The sequence below is a fragment of the Microscilla marina ATCC 23134 genome (assembly GCF_000169175.1).
Taxonomy (GTDB): domain Bacteria; phylum Bacteroidota; class Bacteroidia; order Cytophagales; family Microscillaceae; genus Microscilla; species Microscilla marina.
Map to the genome: position 1 here is coordinate 107,209 of NZ_AAWS01000009.1, position 18,289 is coordinate 125,497.

Sequence of the window (18,289 nt, forward strand, 5' to 3'; positions counted from 1 at the left end):
TTTAGAATCATCAAGATATTTTGTATTATTACAACAACTTTAATTTATTACCATTCACCTTAAATCAAAAACCAATATATGGGTATCTTTGGTAGAATTTCTGACATTTTTAAAGCAAACATTAACGACGCACTTGACAACGCTGAAGATCCTTCCAAGATGATCAAGTTGATGGTGGTAGAAATGCAAGAATCTATTTCTAAAGCCACATCTGGTCTTGCCACTGCAATGGCACAGGAAAAAAAGCTGGAACGTGATTATAAACAACACGCCAAGGCTGCGCAACAATGGGAGCAAAAAGCAATGCAGGCGCTCAGCGCTGGCAATGAGGACTTAGCCCGCAAGGCGTTGGCTAAAAAAGCAGACTCAGAAGGACAAGCCAATCAATACAAAGGCATGTACGATCAGGCGGCTTCTACTACCAGCAAGCTCAAAGGCCAGGTAGATATGCTTAAATCTAAGCTAAGCGAAGCAAGGATGAAAGAGTCTACATTACAGGCAAGAAGCGAGGCAGCCAAGGCTCAAAAGCAAATTGCTAAAGAGGTAGGCAGCCTTGATTTTAGCAGTAGTTTTTCTAAGTTTGACAAGTTTGAAGAAAAAATCCTTAAGCAAGAAGCAGAAGCCCAAGCTTTTACCGAGCTGGCTGAAGGTGAGAATGCCTCACTAGATGATGACTTCAAAATGCTTGAGCAAAACTCGGCCGTTGATGATGACCTGGCTCGTTTGCGTGCTAAACTAAATCAAGGTGGTTAAGTCTTAATTATTTACATAGAACAAATATTTAAATTTAAATAAACTATGCCAAAATTCACTGTTTTAAAAACTGGCGTTAATGAAGGGCTCATTAACAAAACCAAAGAAGTAGTAGAAGGATACATGGAAAAGCTGTTTCATGACTATGAAATAGTTCAAATTGATGATTTCTACACCTTTACTTTCGGTACTGTTACTGTTACTATTCAGGTGCTACCCTGGCATAGCGACGATGTATTGGTAAAAGTATACTCTTATCTTGCCGAAGACATAGAAATCAATGCTTCGCTTACCGAAGAGTTACTTCGTTTAAATGCTAACATTCCTTTCGGAGGATTTGGGTTAGCTTTTGATGGAACTGTATCGTTTAGCTATTCATTGGCTGGTAAAAACCTTGACTTGAATGAGTTTGAGGCAGCAGTACAAATGGTTGCAAAAACTGCAGATGAGTACGATGATTTGATTCAAGAGAACAAATCTTTGACCATCAACTAATTTTAGAAAACACAAAGATTATGGCCTTAGTAATTATTGGAGTAGTCCTGATCGCTATAGCAGTAGCGTTGTGGTTCAACCGCAAAAGACAATTGAGTAAAGCTTTGAATATCAAATACCATGAGACTTCAAAGGTGGCTGATGTGGTAGATATTTACAAACAGCTAGGCGATGGATTAGACGGTAGTTACAGAGGAAATATAGTGGAACTATCAGGGATGTCACGCTCTGATAGTCCCCTTCAATCTGAGCATACCAACGCCGAGGTAGTTTATTACCGCGCCAGAGTAATCCACGAGTATGAAACGTTGGAAATAGTCCGGCAACAAGACGATGAGGGAAACTACTATGAACGCGAAGTGGTGCACAATCATCAAGAAACTGTGTCTGACAATGAACGGTTTGCTCCTTTTTATTTAGACGATGGCAGTGGACGTATTTTGGTTGAAATGGATAAAGCCCAAAGGCATACCATTACCTCGCTTGACGAATACCAACCTGAACCGCCTACTGGTTATGACCCCTACGGCATTCGTGGTACCACTACTGGGTACCGATACATAGAAGAAATCATTCCCAACAATCATAAGTTATACGTTTTGGGGCAGGCTGCCGAAAGCCACGGAAATTTGGCTGTAGTAAAGCCTACCAAAAAAGACGAAGAGTTTATTGTGTCTACCAAATCTGAAGAAGAACTTGTGCAAGGAGCAGAAAACTCCGCCAAAATGTCTTTATATGGAGCCATTGGTTTAGGCATACTAGGGCTTATTCTAATGGTGGTGGGTTTTACCTCTAAAGGAGGCTGATCGTATTTGTTTTTTCTAGGTTATACCACTTATCAAGAAGTTAGCAAACAGGCTTACACTTACTTTTGAGCCACGTATTACTAAGCCATCAATTCCCAAAATACAAACTTCGTAACATCGGTTACTTTATTTTTATAACCTGTCATTACTTATGAGCACGCATGCTATTCCGGTAAGCAAAAAGCGGCTGTATGCCGATGTGCAAAAGCTAACAGCGGTCTATCCACCACGAAATTACCAAAACCTTGAGTCATTGAATGCCATTGCTCATTATATCCACGAAGAGTTTAAGAAATGGGATTGCCCTACAGAAGTACAAGCTTACGACGCAGAAGGAAACACCTATCAAAACCTCATTGCTTCGTTTGGTGTGGGGCATAGTACCCGTATTGTACTGGGTGCTCATTACGATGTATGTGGCGATCAACCAGGAGCCGATGATAATGCAAGTGCAGTGGCAGGGTTGCTCGAAGTAGGACGGTTGATTGACCAACTACAGCCTTCTCTTAATTGTCGGGTAGATTTGGTAGCCTATACTTTAGAAGAACCTCCGTTTTTTCAAACTCCTTTGCAGGGCAGCGCTGTACATGCCCGATCTATGAGTCAAAATAAAGTAGACATCAAAGCCATGATTTGCCTCGAAATGATTGGTTACTACAGCGATAAACCCAACTCACAACAGTTTCCTATTCCAGAACTGGCGGCTATTTACCCTTCGGTAGGTAACTTTATTGTAGTGGTAGGCAAAACCGGAGAAGAGACTTTGGTACAAGAGGTAAAAACCAGTATGAAACAAGTCGCAAACATTGATGTACAAGCCATCAATGCTCCTCCGCAAATGATTGGTATTACTTTTTCAGACCACGCCAGTTACTGGAACGAAGGCTACCCTGCTGTCATGATTAATAACACTTCCTTTTATCGCAATCCCCATTATCACGAAACCACTGACACTATAGATACCCTGGATTTTGACAAAATGACTGAGGTAGTCAGAGGGGTGTATCAAGCAGTAGTAAACCTTGCCTAAATACAAAACATCTATCTTGTACAATAGATTATACTGAGAAATGTATTACTTTTGGGGCGGTTTTGTCAAGTGTAAGTAGCAGCAAGTAATTAGCTATAAGCTACAAGTAAGAGCCACTTGCTCATCATAAAGTAGTTACTACTTATTATGTATGTTTAATGCTGCCTTGATACTTATCAAAAGAGTCCATTTACTCTTTTGATGTATAGAATAAAACCACTTCTTTATTACTTAAAATCTTGGTATAAACTTATGCAGAAGAAATTTACAGGATTTTTGATAGCTACCTTGGTGTTCAATGTAGCTATTTTATGCACAGTATACCTCATAGAGTTATTCTCACAAGAGGTTTCTTTTATTTGGTCTTGGCTGTTGTTTGTGATAGTGGCACTAGGGGTAGGCACATTGATAGCCAATGTAGCTTACAAAGTAAAGCTCAAACCACAGGTAGGAGTTTTTGCTTTTTTTTGGTCTATCGTTTTTGCGGTATTGTTTAGGTTTTATTACCACGACTACAGCACCCTTTCCAATGCCCGCATCGCCCAATCATTAGACGTAAACGCCGCCCTGAAAGCAAAGAATAAATATGATTATTTCAGCTTTAAAGGCTATACCATAGATGCTCAAAAAATTGGTTATCAATTGGTCAAAGATTCATTGGTTGACAAATCAGATCCTAAAAAAGGAAGTTTTCATTATTATGTAGCCCCTTTAGTAGCAACCAATACATCTCAATCCTTGCCAAATGTATTCGTAGGCAAACATTATGTAGGGATTGAGCCTAACTATAAAGAGATTTTTCAAAAACGCCTCAAACGTAAAACCACTTTTTATCGAGAGTATCCTAGTAGTTATACTTTTGCCGGAGCAGTGAAAACCCTGAATCCCTCGATCAAAAAGCCTCAAAACTACTTATTGTTACAACCAGCCCTGTCGCCCTATGAGCAACAAAAAAGTAGCTGGAAACATTTGTTGGTTTTGTTGGTAGGAGGCAATGTGTTTTGGGCACTGGCAGTGTTGATAATTCAGGCAGTAGGACGAAAAAAAGAGGAGGCCCAAGTCGCTTAGGTAAAATGAAAAAAATCTCTTTATCTCTAATCGTTTTAATCATTGGTTTGAACGCCTGCCGTGCCCAAAAAGGGCTAAATTATGCCAATACCAAAACAGGTGTCGGGCAAATAGCCGAAGATATCAATAAGGCAAAGAACAACGCCCTTGTGATCCGCCTAAAAGCTACATTGGCAGACTGCCAGGCAATCATGAAGACCAAAGCAGATGCTCAAAAGTTATATGAGTACAGCGAAAGCTTGCATAAAAAATATGCAAATGAGAAAATGATCAAGGCTAAAGACGGGCAAACTGATGTATTGGTCAGTGTACTGATTCTAGGCAATGAGTCAAAGAGCGAAAAAGATAGATTTGCCAGAGGATACATTCAAATCTTAGACAAGTTTACCAGAGGAATTCGCATTTATACTTTTAGGTATGTAAGGCCAGGCAGTAGCTCAGGTATGCGTTACGATGGTTTGACTTATGTAAATAATAAATGGGTTTTTATTCCTAAAATGTGGCGAGCTTTCTGGTAGGTAATCACTAACTGCTATATCACCAAATAAAGAATATCATGAGCAATTATTGTTATTTCAATGGGCAAATACTCCCTGAAGACAAAGTAAGGTTTAAAACAAACGATTTGGGTATATTGCGGGGGTATAGTGTGTTTGATTTTTTGCGTACCTACAATGCTACTCCTGTCCACTTAGATGATTATTTGGTAAGGTTTGAAAACTCTGTAAAATCGTTTGACATTAATTTTCTGACAGACCGCGATACCATCAAAGAAAAGGTAGAAGAGTTGCTTTTTTGGCGAGCTGATAAAACTGTGGATGTAGGCATTAGGCTATTGATGACAGGTGGATACTCTGAAAGCGGTTTTTATGCACCCGAATTGCCCAATTTTTTGATTAGAATAGAAGACCTTCACCCAATACCACTCGCGCGATATGCTGAGGGAGTAAAAATCATTACGCACGAGTACCAACGTGAGTTGCCAGAAATAAAAACCACCAACTATTCGCGTGCCTTGGTAATAGCCAAAGCAGCGCAAATACAAAAAGCCACTGACGCGTTGTACCATCTGGACGGTAATATTAGTGAGTGTACCCGCAATAACTTTTTTATATTTAAAGGCAATACTTTGGTTACACCCAAAAGCAATATATTAAGGGGAGTCATTCGTAAAATTATCATCGAATTAGCAAAAACTAAATTTGAGGTAGAAGAACGTGACATTTACCTTGAAGAACTCAAAGAAGCCACCGAAGCATTCAAAACCGGCTCCAATACACGCATCATGCCAGTAGTACAAATTGATGAACTTAAGATTCATAAAAAGCAAGTAGGGCACAACACCAGAGCCCTTATACAAATGTTAGATGAATACTTGCACGCTACTACCCATCAAACCATATAGTCAAATTGTATTCATTAGTTATCAAGTTCCAGAAAATTTCTATGAAATCTATCAGGCTCATCATCATAGCTTTAGTTTTTATATGTACTATCCAGCAAACCCAGGCACAGTGGGGAATCAGAGGAGGGTATACGTATCAATACAATAGTTTTGCCGAGGTAGGGGTAAGCCTTATTACCAAGAAAATAAAACCTTCCCATGATTTTATTACACTCAATTTTCCAGAAAGAGTAAGTAGTGCTTTTTTAACCACAGAGTTTAACTTTCGGAAAGAGTTTGTGCTTGGAGGAAAGTTTGGTTATGAAGTAGCTTGGGTAAGGGGGGTGCCGTTGACTGCACGTTTGAGCTATGCTTACTATACCAACTTGATTGAGCAAGATATGCGGGTTATACCTGAAGTAGGGTTTAACCTGTTTGGAGTGGTGCACCTGACGTATGGATATAATATACCCCTGCAAACTTTTGAGTTTGAAGGGGTAAGTCGTAGCCGGGTATCATTAATTATTGTGGCAGAACTAGGTACCCATTAAACGGACGTCATTTGCAGCATGCCCCCCTGAGTGTGTTGCCATTTCCAATAAGGCGTGCATGGTATATATATTATTGACAATATGCGTTGCCTTAGACTCAGATAGTTGGTATACAGTCATTAGTTTGTCAATGATTTCGGTACGTGAAAAAGCATTGTTTTTCCAGTCAATTACCTTGTTTCTGATGTCGTTACTTATTTCCTGAAATTTTTCCATGTTTTTATAAAGTTTTGTGAGGTAAGTAGCAGCGAGTAATTAGCCATAAATCCTTAGATGTCGATGTATATCGGTGTTATAAGCAAAAATAACTCACTCATCATAAGGTAGTTACACTTACTCATTAGGATATGTTTAATTCTGCCTTGTACTTATATTAAATAAAGTTTGATAAAAGTTCTTATTTCAAATATTAGTAAGGCAATATTGAGATGATAAAAAGGGAAGAGAGTATGGTTGCATATATTTGTAGTGTTTGATCAATAAATTATTCTTGCTTGAATAAACGGCAAGAGTGACGAGAAAGTTGACAAAACAAATGAAATTTATAGGCATCTAATCGTTTTGATATGCTCGCTTATTCCACCCTGCCATCATTTGAATAAATCCACTTATAGCCAAACCAATGGCATAAATAATATAGTCTTCAAAGTCGCCTTCTTCATCAAAAACAAACAGGCAAATTGTAACAAGAACACCCACCACCATCAATATAGCCCCTATATATTTATTGTTAGAGTGCTCAACGGCTTTCTCCATTTCTTTTACTTCTGTACGTACTTCATTGCTTTTGTACAAGTGAATGGTTTTTACAATGTGTTTGGCTTCATCCTCTGGTAGTTGGTATTTTTTTATGAGCTTTTCAATAATTTCATTATTTGGGAAGGCATTATTTCGCCAGAAAAGCACTTTCTCCTTGATTTCATCATCTACACTTGCCAGCTTTTCTTTGGCTTCTTTTTTTGTTTTGTGTAGGTTACGTCCTGCCATGATTGCTGATAGAGTATTTTCTATATCATCGTCGTCATTGGCAAAACTCCCGTATTCTTTGAGTAAATGCCTTACCCGTGCTTGGTGGTCTTGCTTGCCTTCCATTGCCTGCAGAATCCTGGTATAAAGCATAGGGCGAATATTTGCGTGGCTACTCACCTCTTCGATCTCTTCTAATGTATTTATTACTACTTGAGTAGCTTGATCTTTCTCCAACCCATGTTCAGTTACCAAGTGGGCAATGATGGTTTGTGTGTCTTGTCTCTCGATGAGCAGGCTGTGTATGATACTGTTTATACTTGTCATATTGATAACCTTGTATAAGTTTTTGTTAAGTACACAATATAGATTGAGCGCCTCTTAAGTAAAAATAAAGCAACCTAAAAGAAGGTGGTACCTGTTTTCTGAAGAAATACAACAATCAGAGACGAAGTTCATTGGATTAGCTGCACTTAGGTAAGTTTGGTAGTTTTACTAAGCGCAGACATGTTGGGTTAAAAGTAGTCAGTCATTCAATGTAACTGGATTGCCGATAATGACGGCGAGTGAAACGATAGGTGATAAGTGCCACCACCGCGAGGCTAAAAACAGTAGTAAGCACTTGACCCGTGACCCCTTCTAAAAACCAGTGACAACCCAAGGCACACAATATAATGAAAGAAAGCATCAACAAGCACTTTGTTTGATTATTTTGAGGACAGTGGTCAGAAACCTGAATTTCAACTTGTTGTTGTGCTTTGTTGTGTAAAGCTGCACTGAAGAAAATGCTTTGAGCTTCTTGTGCATTTAGGTTATATTTTTTTTGAAGTTTTTGCTGGATGGTATGGGGCGACATCAACTGCTTACGCCAGATTTGTACTTGTCGGTGAATTTGTGAGGAGTGTGCAGCAATATTTTTAACCTTGTTAACTTGTTCATTTTTAGAGTCTTGAAAATAAATAGCTTGTTGGAGAATTTCTTCTGCTTGAGTTTTTTCAACCCCTTTAGCTCTTAATTGTTCAATGATTTGATGGTGAGACTGCCCATTCTCCAGCCAGTCTTGAATCCATTCATATAAACTCAGTAGTTCAGGTGGCTCTTCGGGCGCAGCAAGCAAGGTTTTGGCGTGTTGTACTATTTCGTTAGCAGTAGTTTTTCGAATGTTTTCTAATGCAATAAGCTCTCCTACAATACGGGTTTCACGCGACCCCTCAGTAATTTTGTGCATGGCATAATTGGTAGCTCTGGCATGCAAAGGAGAATTAGTAAGCTGTTTCATCGTGGTATAAGTGAAAAATGTGCTACTGGTTAAGTTTTAGGTGAGTGTATAGCTACTCTTAAAATGTACTGTTTTTTATGTTTGTATACATATATTTATACTTCTTTGAAGTACTGATTTTGGAAAAGTTGGTGCAAAAATATAATATTTTTTTTTATTAATCCTATATAGTGCAAAATCTACTCAAGTTATCAGCACAGATAAAGCCTGAGTAATGCTTAGGCAATCAACACAGTTGATATAAGTGCAATGCTTGAAAAGTGTTGTTAATCAAGGGTTTATGTTGATGTAAAGTGTGTAATGAGCGTTTATTCTTGCCAATCGTAAATACGGTGGTATAAATAATAAATTGTACTTTAATTTATACAATTATTTTATTGTAGCGCCGTGGTGAGCTTGTAAGTGATAGGTGACTTTTTTTTGCTAAAAATATAAATAGTGTGTGAGTTTTGAACTACAATTGCATATCTTGAAATATCAAAATAAAATACGGTGGCAAACTTCAACACCTTCAAACTTAAATAAATACTTGACTTGAGCAACCCATCGCTAAAACAAATAAAGGTTGAAGTAAGGTTACTTAAAATTTTCTATATTAGAACATAATAGATAAATGGTACCACAAAACAAACAGCTTATATGCAGCCTCTGTTGGTGCTTGTTTATTTGCAAAGATTGTCAAACAATCTGTAACTTTTATAAGGATGAAATATCTACCAAAATTATATCATTATTTGTTTTGTAGTTTATTGGTATTAAGCATAACTTCCTATGCTCAAGTAACAGAACTCCGTACATTGGACGATAGAACCAAGACCCAACAACAGTTGTTGCAAACCCAGCAGAAGACAATTTCTGACCAGCAAAAGATGATTTATGATTTGAGAGACAAGCTTGCCCACCAAGAAACCGCCATCAAAGTACTCGAGTCGGAACAAAAAGCTAAAGAAGATTCACTATACCAGCAAATTCACTGGAATATAAATGCTTTAAAGATCATCGCCGGGTTTATAGTGGTAGGTATCATACTATTGATATGGCAACGCAACTTCTTGGGAAGGCATTTGCTGGGAGTATGGATAGAAGAAAACTTTAAAGAGTCTATTCGCTATTACCTCAAAGACATGATACAGCGCAAAGTGCGTGACCGTGATGTAAGAGAGATTGTACGGGAAAAAGGTGAAGCAGCAGTAGCAGCTACAGTGACCAAGTATATCAAAGAAACTGATATAGCCGATATTATTCATAAAAATGCCCGCCCTGAGATAGACCGCCTTATCAAAGTAGTAAACGAAGAAGTAGCCGAAAACCTTAAAGGTAAAGTACCTACCTGGGAACAAGATTTTGCACACTACTTAGAGTTGGGCGCACGCCTGGCAGATAAAACCCAGGTTTTAAACGAAACTTTGACTTTCCCAGCAGAAACAAAACTGGAAATACAAGAATATAAAAAAGTATTGCTAAAACTAAAAAATGCGCCTGACTACACCCCCGAAGATTGGTACCTGAAAGGAATAGAAGAGTATGAAACCGGGCATTTGAAAGACGCCAGAGAGTCTTTTAATGAAGTGTTGCACCTCAATGCCGAAGATACCAATGCCATGCTATTCAAAGGGGCTACCCACAGTGATAACGCAGAGTATAAATCAGCCATTAAAATTTTTAATCAAGCCCTTACCCTTGAGCCTCAAAATAAAATAGCTTTGATACTACACGCCAATACAGCGTTTAAAATGAAAAAATACGACAAAGCCATTGAAAACTATGACCAAATACAGGCCTTAGACGCTGACTATGCCTATAGCTATTATGGCAAAGGCAACGCTTATAAAGAAAAAGGAGACTATCAACTAGCCATTGAAAACTACCGGGTGGCCATCGAAAAAGATGGTGATTTTGCCTTGGCTTATTTATCTATAATTGAGCTATTGATTGTGTCAGAAAATTATGAAGAAGCCCAGGGGTATCTAAGTAAATTGAGCGAGTTTGCTGACCTTAAAATCCGAGATCAAATACTTGCCAAATACTTTGAACTCATCATTAAAAAAATACGCCATTTGGGTACCACACAATCAGAGGCAGACTTTGAAGAATTGCTACTCAACGAAATAGATGTGTATTGGGATATGAGCAAAATAGATAAGTGGCTTACTATTACTCAGCTTGACAAAGACGATTTGTTGTTTATTACCAACAAAACCAAGGTGATGAAAAAGCGCATTAAACAAGGAGAAGTGTTGGAGTCTTGATTTTGAAAATAGAATAAGATTACCTTAAAAAAACAAAACCCCTGCATATTCTGAATATACAAGGGCTAAGCTTTTGGATAACATTATAAGCAACTAAGACTATTTTTTAGCAGTTTCAGCGGCTTTGTTTTTGATATCCTGAACCTCAGTACGAATTTCCTGAGCAAGTACTTTTAAGTCTTGCATTTTCTTACGTACACGAGTACCAGCTGCTTGGTTCTCCTTCTCATAGAATTTAGAAAAGTCTTCTTTTACTTCGTCCAAGAGCGCTTGTACATCATTATAACGATTCTTACTCATAGAATTAATTAATAAAAGTTTATGATTAATAACTGTTGATTACTCAAGCAACACCCTACACCAGTACTTCTTCCAAAGTAGGCATAGGTTTGTTGTATTTTCCAGCCTGAAGATTTTTAGAAATATCTTCAAATGCTGCCAATGTTTTTTCTACATCGTCTATTGAATGTGCTGCAGTAGGTATAATGCGAAGCATGATCACATCTTTAGGTACCACCGGAAACACCACAATAGAACAGAATATATTATGATTAGTTCTCAGGTCAATTACAATATGCCCTGCCTCATTGGTACCTCCTTTAAGAAATACAGGCGTTACAGGCGATTGAGTTTGACCTATGTTGAACCCCTTTGCTTTTAATCCATTTTGGAGCGTAGTGACTACATTCCATAAGTTTTCGCGTAGTTCAGGCTGTGAGCGAAGCATTTCCAAACGCTTGATAGCACCTATGGTGATAGGCATTGGAAGCGATTTGGCAAAAATCTGAGAACGCATGTTATAACGCAAATAGCGGCATACCTCTTTTGTAGAAGACACAAACGCTCCGATAGTAGCCATAGACTTGGCAAAAGTAGAGAAGTAAACATCAATTTCGTCTTGCACACCCAGTGCTTCGCCAGTACCTGCACCAGTAGAACCCATCGTTCCGAACCCGTGTGCATCGTCTACCAACAAACGGAAATTGTGTTTCTTTTTGAGTGCTACAATTTCTTGAAGGCTACCCAGGCTACCTGCCATACCAAACACTCCTTCGGTAATCACTAAAATAGCTCCTCCGGTTTCATCCACTACTTTTTGAGCACGCTCAAGTTGTTTTTCCAGGTTTTCGATGTTGTTGTGTGGGTACACAAATCGTTTACCCAAGTGCATACGCAAACCGTCAATGATACAAGCATGAGACTGTGAATCATACACCACAACGTCTTTGCGGTCAATCAAGGCATCAATGATAGATATCACCCCTTGGTAACCGAAGTTAAGCAATACTGTATCTTCTTTCTTTACAAATTCAGATAGTTGTGCTTCAAGTTGTTCGTGTAAGTTACTGTTACCCGACATCATCCGCGAACCCATTGGATAAGCCATACCCCACTCAGCGCTGGCTTCCGCATCTACTTTTCTTACTTCAGGATGGTTGGCCAAACCCAAGTAGTTGTTTAAGCTCCAGGTAAGCACTTGTTTGCCTTGAAAGGTCATCCACGGCTTTATTTCACCTTCCAACTTAGGGTAAGTAAAATATCCATGCCATTCGTCTGCGTGTGCTCCAAGAGGTCCTTGATCGGCTAATATCTTTTCAAATAAGTCCACAGTACTATTTGGTTTTAATTAAAATAAATAATCCAAAGGTGTTGGTTTCAGTTGTTTTTAGTTTTATCATCAATAGTTCGTTTGAAGTAAAACATTTTTCAATGTTTTGAAAATATTGCAATCATCAAAATTATAGGATGTAATGGGTAACTTAAATGCATTTGATAACATCACAACTAAACAACCAACTTGATTAAAGCAGCCCCTTTTATACTTGAAAGGCACATGCTCTAAAAAGCACGCAAAGTTATTGTTAATATATTGGATTGCAAAGCATAAATGCCCTAATTTATACTGAATGAAGGGTTTTTGTATCTTTTTTTGACCAAAAGTCAGGTGCAATGTGAAAAAATAACTTAAATATTTTTAATCCTGCTTGATAAATCTCTAATTTGAAAAAGCAAAAATATGCTATGTAAATGGTATGATGTATTGCTTTATTTTGTAGATGTAATTTAATATTGGCAGGTATTTTAACACAAAAATATCAGGTGTTGATACAAGCATTTCAAGAGATAAAAAATACGCGATATTGCTTAAAAGCTTATATTGGTTACTCGATACAATTGTTAGTTTTAGACACAAAAATATTAAAATATACCAACATTGAATAATTCAAATCACACCGCTGGAATAAAAAAAATACTGGTAGCCAATCGAGGCGAAATTGCTTTAAGAGTGATGCGATCCGCCCGCGAAATGGGGATTAAAACTGTGGCTATTTTTAGCGAAGCCGACCGAAATGCATTGCATGTAAAGTATGCCGATGAAGCTGTTTGTGTAGGTCCTCCTCCTTCGGCAGCGTCTTATCTTCAGATAGACAAGATCATTGAGGTTTGTAAAAAACTGAACGTAGATGCCATACACCCTGGTTATGGTTTTTTGTCCGAAAACGCCACCTTTGCCCGCCGAGTAACCGAAGCCGATATCATATTTATAGGGCCATCGCCTGAAGCTATAGAAGTAATGGGTAGCAAGCTCGCAGCCAAAGAGGCAGTGTCAAAGTATGACATTCCAATGGTGCCTGGTACCCCCAAAGCCATTACCGACATTGAGGCGGCCAAGGTAAAAGCCAAAGAAATAGGGTACCCCATTTTGATAAAAGCAAGTGCGGGAGGTGGAGGAAAAGGAATGAGAGTGGTGGAAAATCCGGCAGATTTTGAAGAGCAAATGAACCGTGCTGTGAGCGAAGCTGTCTCAGCTTTTGGTGATGGTGCCGTATTTATCGAAAAATACATTACCTCGCCCAAGCATATCGAGATACAAGTATTGGGCGACACCCAAGGCAATGTTATCCACTTGTTTGAACGTGAATGTTCTATTCAGCGTCGCCACCAAAAAGTAATAGAAGAAGCTCCCTCAGCGGTGGTTACCCCCGAAATACGCCAAGCTATGGGCGAAGCCGCAGTAAATGTGGCAAAGGCTTGTAATTATTATGGGGCAGGCACGGTAGAGTTTATTGCCGACGAACACCTCAATTTCTACTTTTTAGAAATGAACACTCGTTTGCAGGTAGAGCACCCCGTAACTGAGCAAATTACAGGAATAGACTTGGTAAAAGAACAAATTAAAATAGCTGAAGGCAAGGCTTTGTCACTCAAGCAAGAAGATTTGAGCATTCAGGGGCATTCTATAGAAGTAAGGGTATATGCCGAAGATCCCAAGAATAATTTCTTGCCTGACATTGGCAAACTGAGTACCTATAAAAGACCCCAAGGTGCTGGAGTAAGGGTAGACGATGGCTTTGAGCAAGGAATGGACATTCCTATTTATTATGACCCAATGATAGCCAAACTGGTGACTTATGGCAAAGACCGGGCACAGGCTATAGAGCGTATGATCAGGGCTATAGAAGAGTATCAGATTGTGGGTATTGAAACCACCTTGAGCTTTTGTCGCTTTGTGTTGCAACACGAAGCATTTACTTCGGGGAAATTTGATACAAATTTTGTGAACAAACACTTTTCTCCCGAATTACTGGATCAAAATAACTTATCAATACAAGAACAAGAAGAAGAGGCAACAGTAGCTGCGGCTATGGTCAATTTTCTGTTAAATTGTAATTATTTCATTGTTTATAACTATTTGATTTACAAATGTTTGCTATTAATTTTTCTTGCAAAAGGTCTAAAATATCCGGGTCTGAATTAAGGGTTCGCTGTATGGTAATGAACCCTTTTTTGTTAAAACCCTTCATTTGTTTTCTGATCCATTTCACCAGTTTTTGTGCGTGCAAGGCTACATAAGAAAATCGGTATAACTTGAATTCAAAACCTTTTTTGTCTTTTGTTCTGGCTTCCCCAATTTGGAGCACATGTTTGAGTAATTTGAAAAACTGTTCAATATAAGTTCTCTGAAACCAGTGTCTTCGCAAGGTTTTGGCGAAAATATGTTTACTTGTGCTATAAATAACACTTACTTTCTTTGATCCATTGAGCCGAAAAAACAGCAAAGTTACAGCTTGTTTCTTGCTACAATAATAGGCACTTATTCTCCTTTTAAAAGTGGTTTTATCTTCCTCAGGAAGCATTTTTTGACTCGCTTGATGAGCTTGCTCTGCTGGGATAAATTCTTTCTCAATCCAATCAGAGAGCTTTACCTTTTGACCCTCTATTACCACATAATGAGATTTTTTGGTTACACTGATGTAACAAAGTCCATTTTGGGCACAACTTTCTGCCAAAGCCTCATTACTATATCCATTGTCACAACTCAGGTGAAGTGTAGGAAAATCATACCCAGTTCTAGTCAGCTTTTTGCGATATTCTCCCCAGCGCCTCACAAGCTTTTGAGCTACTTTTGCTGGTTTCTGATAAGCGTTGGAGGTTTTCTTCTTGATAAAATCAAAGAAAAGTGGGTAAAATACCCCATCAATGCTCACCCCAAGGGTCAACACCCGAAAACCATACACACTTGTACCAAACTGACCACTAAAAAATTTCCCGTAGCACTCCTCAAAATCTTTCAAATGATTCTGAGAAGATAGCCAACACCGAAACACGCTATCATCCAACACAACAGTGACCGTTGTTTTTGACCAACAACTTGAATCTTTTTCACTCATTTCTTGGAGTACCTGACCCAACTGAGCCGAAAAAACCTCTTCAAATAGCTTCCGAATGGTGCTAATAGATAAATTAGAAGCCAACTTTTGATAGCTGATTTGAGCAGAATTGCTCACAACCCCATGCTTCACTAAGATACTGTTCAAAGTAGGTAAACCTACCAATTGACCCAAATAAAAAACCTGCAGAAGCTTTTCTAGTTTAGTGCATTCCTCTAAACTCAAACACGATTTATCAAATGTTTCCGAAATGGTAGTAAATATGTTGACCTCCTCACAAAAATGACCACGAAAATATTTTTTTACTAAAGAGGATAGTTCTTTACGAAAGTTTTTTTAAAATGTATATTCATTGTAAAAGCTATTATGATGTTTTAGGAGATATAATAATAACCTTTTGCAATGAATTATGGGTATAATTAATTGGAATTCAATTTTTTATACCCTTTTTAATTTCTACAAGTTAAATGATAAAAAAGCCAATGAACAGCCTGTAGCAGGCAATGGTATAGCTACGCAAAGTAACTGGCGACGAAACCGAGTTTAAACCTAATTAAAACGCAGACCTTAGTATGGATACAAACGATAATATACTACAACTGGAAAAATTATTTGTAGAAGCAGACCAAGACATTAAAGATGGTTTGATTTCAGAGGCTTTTGATAAACTGGTGTATATCATTGAGCAAGAAACCGAGTATGGCAAGGCATACAATCACTTGGGGTGGATTTATGAAACCAAGTATAAAAATTACGCAAAAGCTGAGGAATGTTACCGTTTGTCGCTGAAGTACGCGCCTGACTATAGTGCGGTATATCTAAACTATGCCATTTTGTTGTCTACTTTAGAGCGTTTCGATGAACTGAAAAAACACCTTGAAGGCGCACTCACGGTAAGAGGAGTGAATAAGTCGAAAATCTGGAATGAGTATGGCATCATGAAAGAACTCAAAGGCGAATACGACGAAGCCATTGACGCTTATAAGAAAAGTATTCAATTTTCGTTGATCAATGATGACATAGACCGTTACCAAAAGTCTATGGATCGTTGCAAACGCAAACAAGGCATTATGCAGGGAGAATAGCATTGATTACCCACAACTAAAAAACGTCTGCTTTTACCCAAAGGCAGACGTTTTTTTATACAATTTTCTGAAGTTTTTTGAAAAAACAAATGCTACGCAAAAAGATTGCGCAATAGCCCATTTACTTTGTTTCATCAATACAGAAAAGCTGTATAAAAACAAAGATTTTGGGCAGGCTTCATTCAAACTTACTTCTATTGGTTGAACCTCCGCAAGGAGGCTCCGGTTCCAATCCGGTAGTTTGAAAATTAGCCACCCGATTTTTTTTCATATACGAAAGCAGTAGCTCAGTTGGCAGAGCAGCGGACTTCCAAGAAAGTTTTGAAATTATCCAAAAGGGTCAATCAAGACTTACTTCATCATTATCCGCAGGTCGCAGGTTCGAGTCCTGCCTGCTTTCCAACCCCTTTCTTTAATCATACGCAAATCATTGTTTCTCTTTGATTTTCAGTTATTTATACTTTTATTTATAAGCAGTAATGCGCATCTTTACGCATCATTCGAGCTACCCTTGGGGTTACCTTGTGCTATTTTAGCTTTTAGGTAACCTGAAAAGTAGTCGTATCTCTAGTGCTGTGCATTGTAAGTGATTGTTAATAAGCATCATAAATACTAAAACTTAGAGTAGGTTACCATTTGCTATATGAGTAAAATTGGTAACTAAACATACAATAATTATGGGACTTTCAATAGGTTTTTTATTAAGAAAAGATAAGACAAACAAGAAAGGTGAAACCCCTGTGTTTTGCCGTATATCTTATCAAGGGAAAAGAGTGGATTTCCAGACTGAGGTTAAAATACCTATGGATAGATGGTTGCCTCCAGTGGTCAAATTGGAAAAGAATGGAGATCAAATTTTTATCAAAGGTACTAGCGAAGTGATCAAAAGTATGAATCGCCTGCTAAATAAGATGAGAGGCAGGATTCTGAATGCTTATACTGATTTGCTAAACGAGGAAGAAGAAGTACGACTTCAAAAATTAAAAGCAGTTGCCAAAGGGGAAGAAGAAAAAGGGATTACTTTTTTAGAAGTACTTACCAGATCAGCTAACCGGAGCGGACTTAGAAGTGGTACGCAAAGAAAAATCAAAATCTCCATTCAGAACTTAAAGTTGTTTTTACGGGATGAGTATGGCAAGGAGGATATTTATCTGACTGATCTTTTAAAAGAAGCTTATAAGGGCTTTGATATTCGGTATGTAGGTTGGTGTACTACTAAAACCACGATCAGGTTTGATGGTTCTACCCGTTTGCCTAAGAAACATCAGACCGCCATTAAAGAGGTGAGGCATTTCCGTCAGGCAGTCAACACCGCTGTACAGTTGGGAGAAATTAGAACTAACCCTTTAATTGCGAAGTTCAAAATCCCTAAAGATGAGCGTCCAAAGCGGGTTATCCTTACCCTTGATGAATTAAAGCAAATTATGGAAGTAGATTTATCTGATAAGCGAGGTATGGAAAGAGTTCGTGATTGTTTTGTTTTTCAGTGTTTTACCGGATTTGCTTTCTCTGATATTGTGGACTTGAAACCAGAGCACCTGATTGAACAAGGTGAGCGAACCTGGATTATTAAAGAACGGGTAAAATCTTCCACCATTGCCAAGATGCCTTTGCTTCCCCAGGCCAGGTTTATTTTAGATAAGTACAAAGATGATCCTGTCTGTTTAAGTAAAGGTGTATTGATTCCTGTAATTACCAGTGGAAATTACAATACTTACCTCAAAATGATTGCGGAGTATGTAGGAATTGATAAGCACTTGACAAGCCATGTAGGGCGTAGAACCTTTGCCACTTTGGTGTATAATGCTGGAACTGACCGATCAAAACTAAAAGAAATGACCGGGCATACTAATGAAGCAATCACAGAAATTTATGCAAGCCTTGCCAATGAAACCATTGCAAAAGAAATGGATAAGTTTGAAGGCTTGTTTACTGATTGAGAGATATTAC

At 38.3% G+C, this 18,289-nt stretch carries 18 protein-coding genes and 1 tRNA gene; 13 read left to right on the forward strand and 6 right to left on the reverse strand.

Going from position 1 to position 18,289, the window contains the following annotated elements:
- The first annotated feature begins 78 nt into the window (after window positions 1-78).
- The 8 genes from M23134_RS09870 to M23134_RS09905 all read left to right on the forward strand — a co-directional run bounded on the left by M23134_RS09870 (window position 79) and on the right by M23134_RS09905 (window position 6,087).
- Complete coding sequence (locus M23134_RS09870; RefSeq protein WP_004155574.1) at window positions 79-753, forward strand: PspA/IM30 family protein; 675 nt, start codon at window positions 79-81, stop codon at window positions 751-753.
- A gap of 45 nt (window positions 754-798) precedes the next feature.
- Window positions 799-1,248: a T3SS (YopN, CesT) and YbjN peptide-binding chaperone 1 gene (locus M23134_RS09875; protein ID WP_004155576.1), complete on the forward strand. Its 450-nt coding sequence runs from the start codon at window positions 799-801 to the stop codon at window positions 1,246-1,248.
- A gap of 20 nt (window positions 1,249-1,268) precedes the next feature.
- Window positions 1,269-2,054, forward strand: a complete 786-nt coding sequence (locus M23134_RS09880; protein WP_004155578.1) for an E3 ubiquitin ligase family protein — start codon at window positions 1,269-1,271, stop codon at window positions 2,052-2,054.
- A 151-nt stretch (window positions 2,055-2,205) separates the two neighbouring features.
- Window positions 2,206-3,084 carry a M28 family peptidase gene (locus M23134_RS09885; RefSeq protein WP_004155579.1) on the forward strand — a complete coding sequence of 293 codons (879 nt, stop codon included), beginning with the start codon at window positions 2,206-2,208 and terminating at the stop codon, window positions 3,082-3,084.
- Between the two features lie 252 nt (window positions 3,085-3,336).
- Window positions 3,337-4,152: a hypothetical protein gene (locus M23134_RS09890; RefSeq protein ID WP_004155580.1), complete on the forward strand. Its 816-nt coding sequence runs from the start codon at window positions 3,337-3,339 to the stop codon at window positions 4,150-4,152.
- 5 nt (window positions 4,153-4,157) lie between these two features.
- Window positions 4,158-4,670 carry a hypothetical protein gene (locus M23134_RS09895; RefSeq protein ID WP_004155581.1) on the forward strand — a complete coding sequence of 171 codons (513 nt, stop codon included), beginning with the start codon at window positions 4,158-4,160 and terminating at the stop codon, window positions 4,668-4,670.
- A gap of 38 nt (window positions 4,671-4,708) precedes the next feature.
- Window positions 4,709-5,557 (forward strand): aminotransferase class IV, encoded by an 849-nt coding sequence (locus tag M23134_RS09900; RefSeq protein ID WP_004155582.1) that lies wholly within the window; start codon window positions 4,709-4,711, stop codon window positions 5,555-5,557.
- 41 nt (window positions 5,558-5,598) lie between these two features.
- A complete protein-coding gene (locus M23134_RS09905) occupies window positions 5,599-6,087 on the forward strand; it encodes a hypothetical protein (protein ID WP_004155583.1) in 489 nt (162 codons plus the stop codon).
- On the opposite strand, the gene M23134_RS09910 is transcribed toward M23134_RS09905, so the two are convergent.
- The 3 genes from M23134_RS09910 to M23134_RS09920 form a co-directional block, all read right to left on the reverse strand.
- The gene (locus tag M23134_RS09910) at window positions 6,073-6,303 is read right to left on the reverse strand and encodes a hypothetical protein (protein ID WP_004155584.1); all 231 of its coding nucleotides are present in this window, start codon (window positions 6,301-6,303) and stop codon (window positions 6,073-6,075) included. The genes M23134_RS09905 and M23134_RS09910 overlap by 15 nt on opposite strands.
- A 336-nt stretch (window positions 6,304-6,639) precedes the next feature.
- Window positions 6,640-7,380, reverse strand: coding sequence for a hypothetical protein (locus M23134_RS09915; protein WP_004155589.1), 741 nt, complete (start codon window positions 7,378-7,380; stop codon window positions 6,640-6,642).
- Window positions 7,381-7,582: 202 nt separating this feature from the next.
- Window positions 7,583-8,332 (reverse strand): hypothetical protein, encoded by a 750-nt coding sequence (locus M23134_RS09920; RefSeq protein ID WP_004155592.1) that lies wholly within the window; start codon window positions 8,330-8,332, stop codon window positions 7,583-7,585.
- A gap of 797 nt (window positions 8,333-9,129) precedes the next feature.
- Between M23134_RS09920 and M23134_RS09925 the strand changes: the two genes are divergently transcribed.
- Window positions 9,130-10,581, forward strand: a complete 1,452-nt coding sequence (locus tag M23134_RS09925; RefSeq protein WP_004155601.1) for a tetratricopeptide repeat protein — start codon at window positions 9,130-9,132, stop codon at window positions 10,579-10,581.
- 99 nt (window positions 10,582-10,680) lie between these two features.
- Here the strand turns inward: M23134_RS09925 and M23134_RS09930 are convergent, their stop codons facing one another.
- Together M23134_RS09930 and M23134_RS09935 are read right to left on the reverse strand one after the other, a co-directional pair.
- Entirely contained in the window at window positions 10,681-10,881 is a 201-nt protein-coding gene (locus tag M23134_RS09930) for a hypothetical protein (RefSeq protein ID WP_004155603.1), read from the reverse strand.
- 55 nt (window positions 10,882-10,936) lie between these two features.
- Window positions 10,937-12,190: an aminotransferase class I/II-fold pyridoxal phosphate-dependent enzyme gene (locus M23134_RS09935; protein WP_004155607.1), complete on the reverse strand. Its 1,254-nt coding sequence runs from the start codon at window positions 12,188-12,190 to the stop codon at window positions 10,937-10,939.
- Window positions 12,191-12,871: 681 nt separating this feature from the next.
- Here M23134_RS09935 and M23134_RS09940 point away from each other — a divergent pair.
- On the forward strand, window positions 12,872-14,341 hold the full coding sequence (locus M23134_RS09940; protein WP_232296799.1) for an acetyl-CoA carboxylase biotin carboxylase subunit: 1,470 nt from the start codon (window positions 12,872-12,874) through the stop codon (window positions 14,339-14,341).
- On the opposite strand, the gene M23134_RS09945 is transcribed toward M23134_RS09940, so the two are convergent.
- Entirely contained in the window at window positions 14,259-15,401 is a 1,143-nt protein-coding gene (locus tag M23134_RS09945) for a hypothetical protein (protein ID WP_157558275.1), read from the reverse strand. The genes M23134_RS09940 and M23134_RS09945 overlap by 83 nt on opposite strands.
- A gap of 425 nt (window positions 15,402-15,826) precedes the next feature.
- Between M23134_RS09945 and M23134_RS09950 the strand changes: the two genes are divergently transcribed.
- The 3 genes from M23134_RS09950 (at window position 15,827) to M23134_RS09955 (ending at window position 18,279) form a co-directional block, all read left to right on the forward strand.
- Window positions 15,827-16,339: a tetratricopeptide repeat protein gene (locus tag M23134_RS09950; RefSeq protein ID WP_004155612.1), complete on the forward strand. Its 513-nt coding sequence runs from the start codon at window positions 15,827-15,829 to the stop codon at window positions 16,337-16,339.
- Between the two features lie 276 nt (window positions 16,340-16,615).
- A tRNA-OTHER gene (locus M23134_RS41030) sits at window positions 16,616-16,737 on the forward strand.
- A 279-nt stretch (window positions 16,738-17,016) separates the two neighbouring features.
- A complete protein-coding gene (locus M23134_RS09955; RefSeq protein ID WP_004155613.1) occupies window positions 17,017-18,279 on the forward strand; it encodes a site-specific integrase in 1,263 nt (420 codons plus the stop codon).
- The last annotated feature ends 10 nt before the right edge of the window (window positions 18,280-18,289 follow it).

Bases quoted from the DNA above. Each gene is read 5' to 3' on its own strand.
- M23134_RS09870 (WP_004155574.1), top strand. From the start codon at position 79: ATGGGTATCTTTGGTAGAATTTCTGACATTTTTAAAGCAAACATTAAC.
- M23134_RS09875 (WP_004155576.1), top strand. From the start codon at position 799: ATGCCAAAATTCACTGTTTTAAAAACTGGCGTTAATGAAGGGCTCATT.
- M23134_RS09880 (WP_004155578.1), top strand. From the start codon at position 1,269: ATGGCCTTAGTAATTATTGGAGTAGTCCTGATCGCTATAGCAGTAGCG.
- M23134_RS09885 (WP_004155579.1), top strand. From the start codon at position 2,206: ATGAGCACGCATGCTATTCCGGTAAGCAAAAAGCGGCTGTATGCCGAT.
- M23134_RS09890 (WP_004155580.1), top strand. From the start codon at position 3,337: ATGCAGAAGAAATTTACAGGATTTTTGATAGCTACCTTGGTGTTCAAT.
- M23134_RS09895 (WP_004155581.1), top strand. From the start codon at position 4,158: ATGAAAAAAATCTCTTTATCTCTAATCGTTTTAATCATTGGTTTGAAC.
- M23134_RS09900 (WP_004155582.1), top strand. From the start codon at position 4,709: ATGAGCAATTATTGTTATTTCAATGGGCAAATACTCCCTGAAGACAAA.
- M23134_RS09905 (WP_004155583.1), top strand. From the start codon at position 5,599: ATGAAATCTATCAGGCTCATCATCATAGCTTTAGTTTTTATATGTACT.
- M23134_RS09910 (WP_004155584.1), bottom strand. From the start codon at position 6,303: ATGGAAAAATTTCAGGAAATAAGTAACGACATCAGAAACAAGGTAATT.
- M23134_RS09915 (WP_004155589.1), bottom strand. From the start codon at position 7,380: ATGACAAGTATAAACAGTATCATACACAGCCTGCTCATCGAGAGACAA.
- M23134_RS09920 (WP_004155592.1), bottom strand. From the start codon at position 8,332: ATGAAACAGCTTACTAATTCTCCTTTGCATGCCAGAGCTACCAATTAT.
- M23134_RS09930 (WP_004155603.1), bottom strand. From the start codon at position 10,881: ATGAGTAAGAATCGTTATAATGATGTACAAGCGCTCTTGGACGAAGTA.
- M23134_RS09940 (WP_232296799.1), top strand. From the start codon at position 12,872: ATGCGATCCGCCCGCGAAATGGGGATTAAAACTGTGGCTATTTTTAGC.
- M23134_RS09950 (WP_004155612.1), top strand. From the start codon at position 15,827: ATGGATACAAACGATAATATACTACAACTGGAAAAATTATTTGTAGAA.
- M23134_RS09955 (WP_004155613.1), top strand. From the start codon at position 17,017: ATGGGACTTTCAATAGGTTTTTTATTAAGAAAAGATAAGACAAACAAG.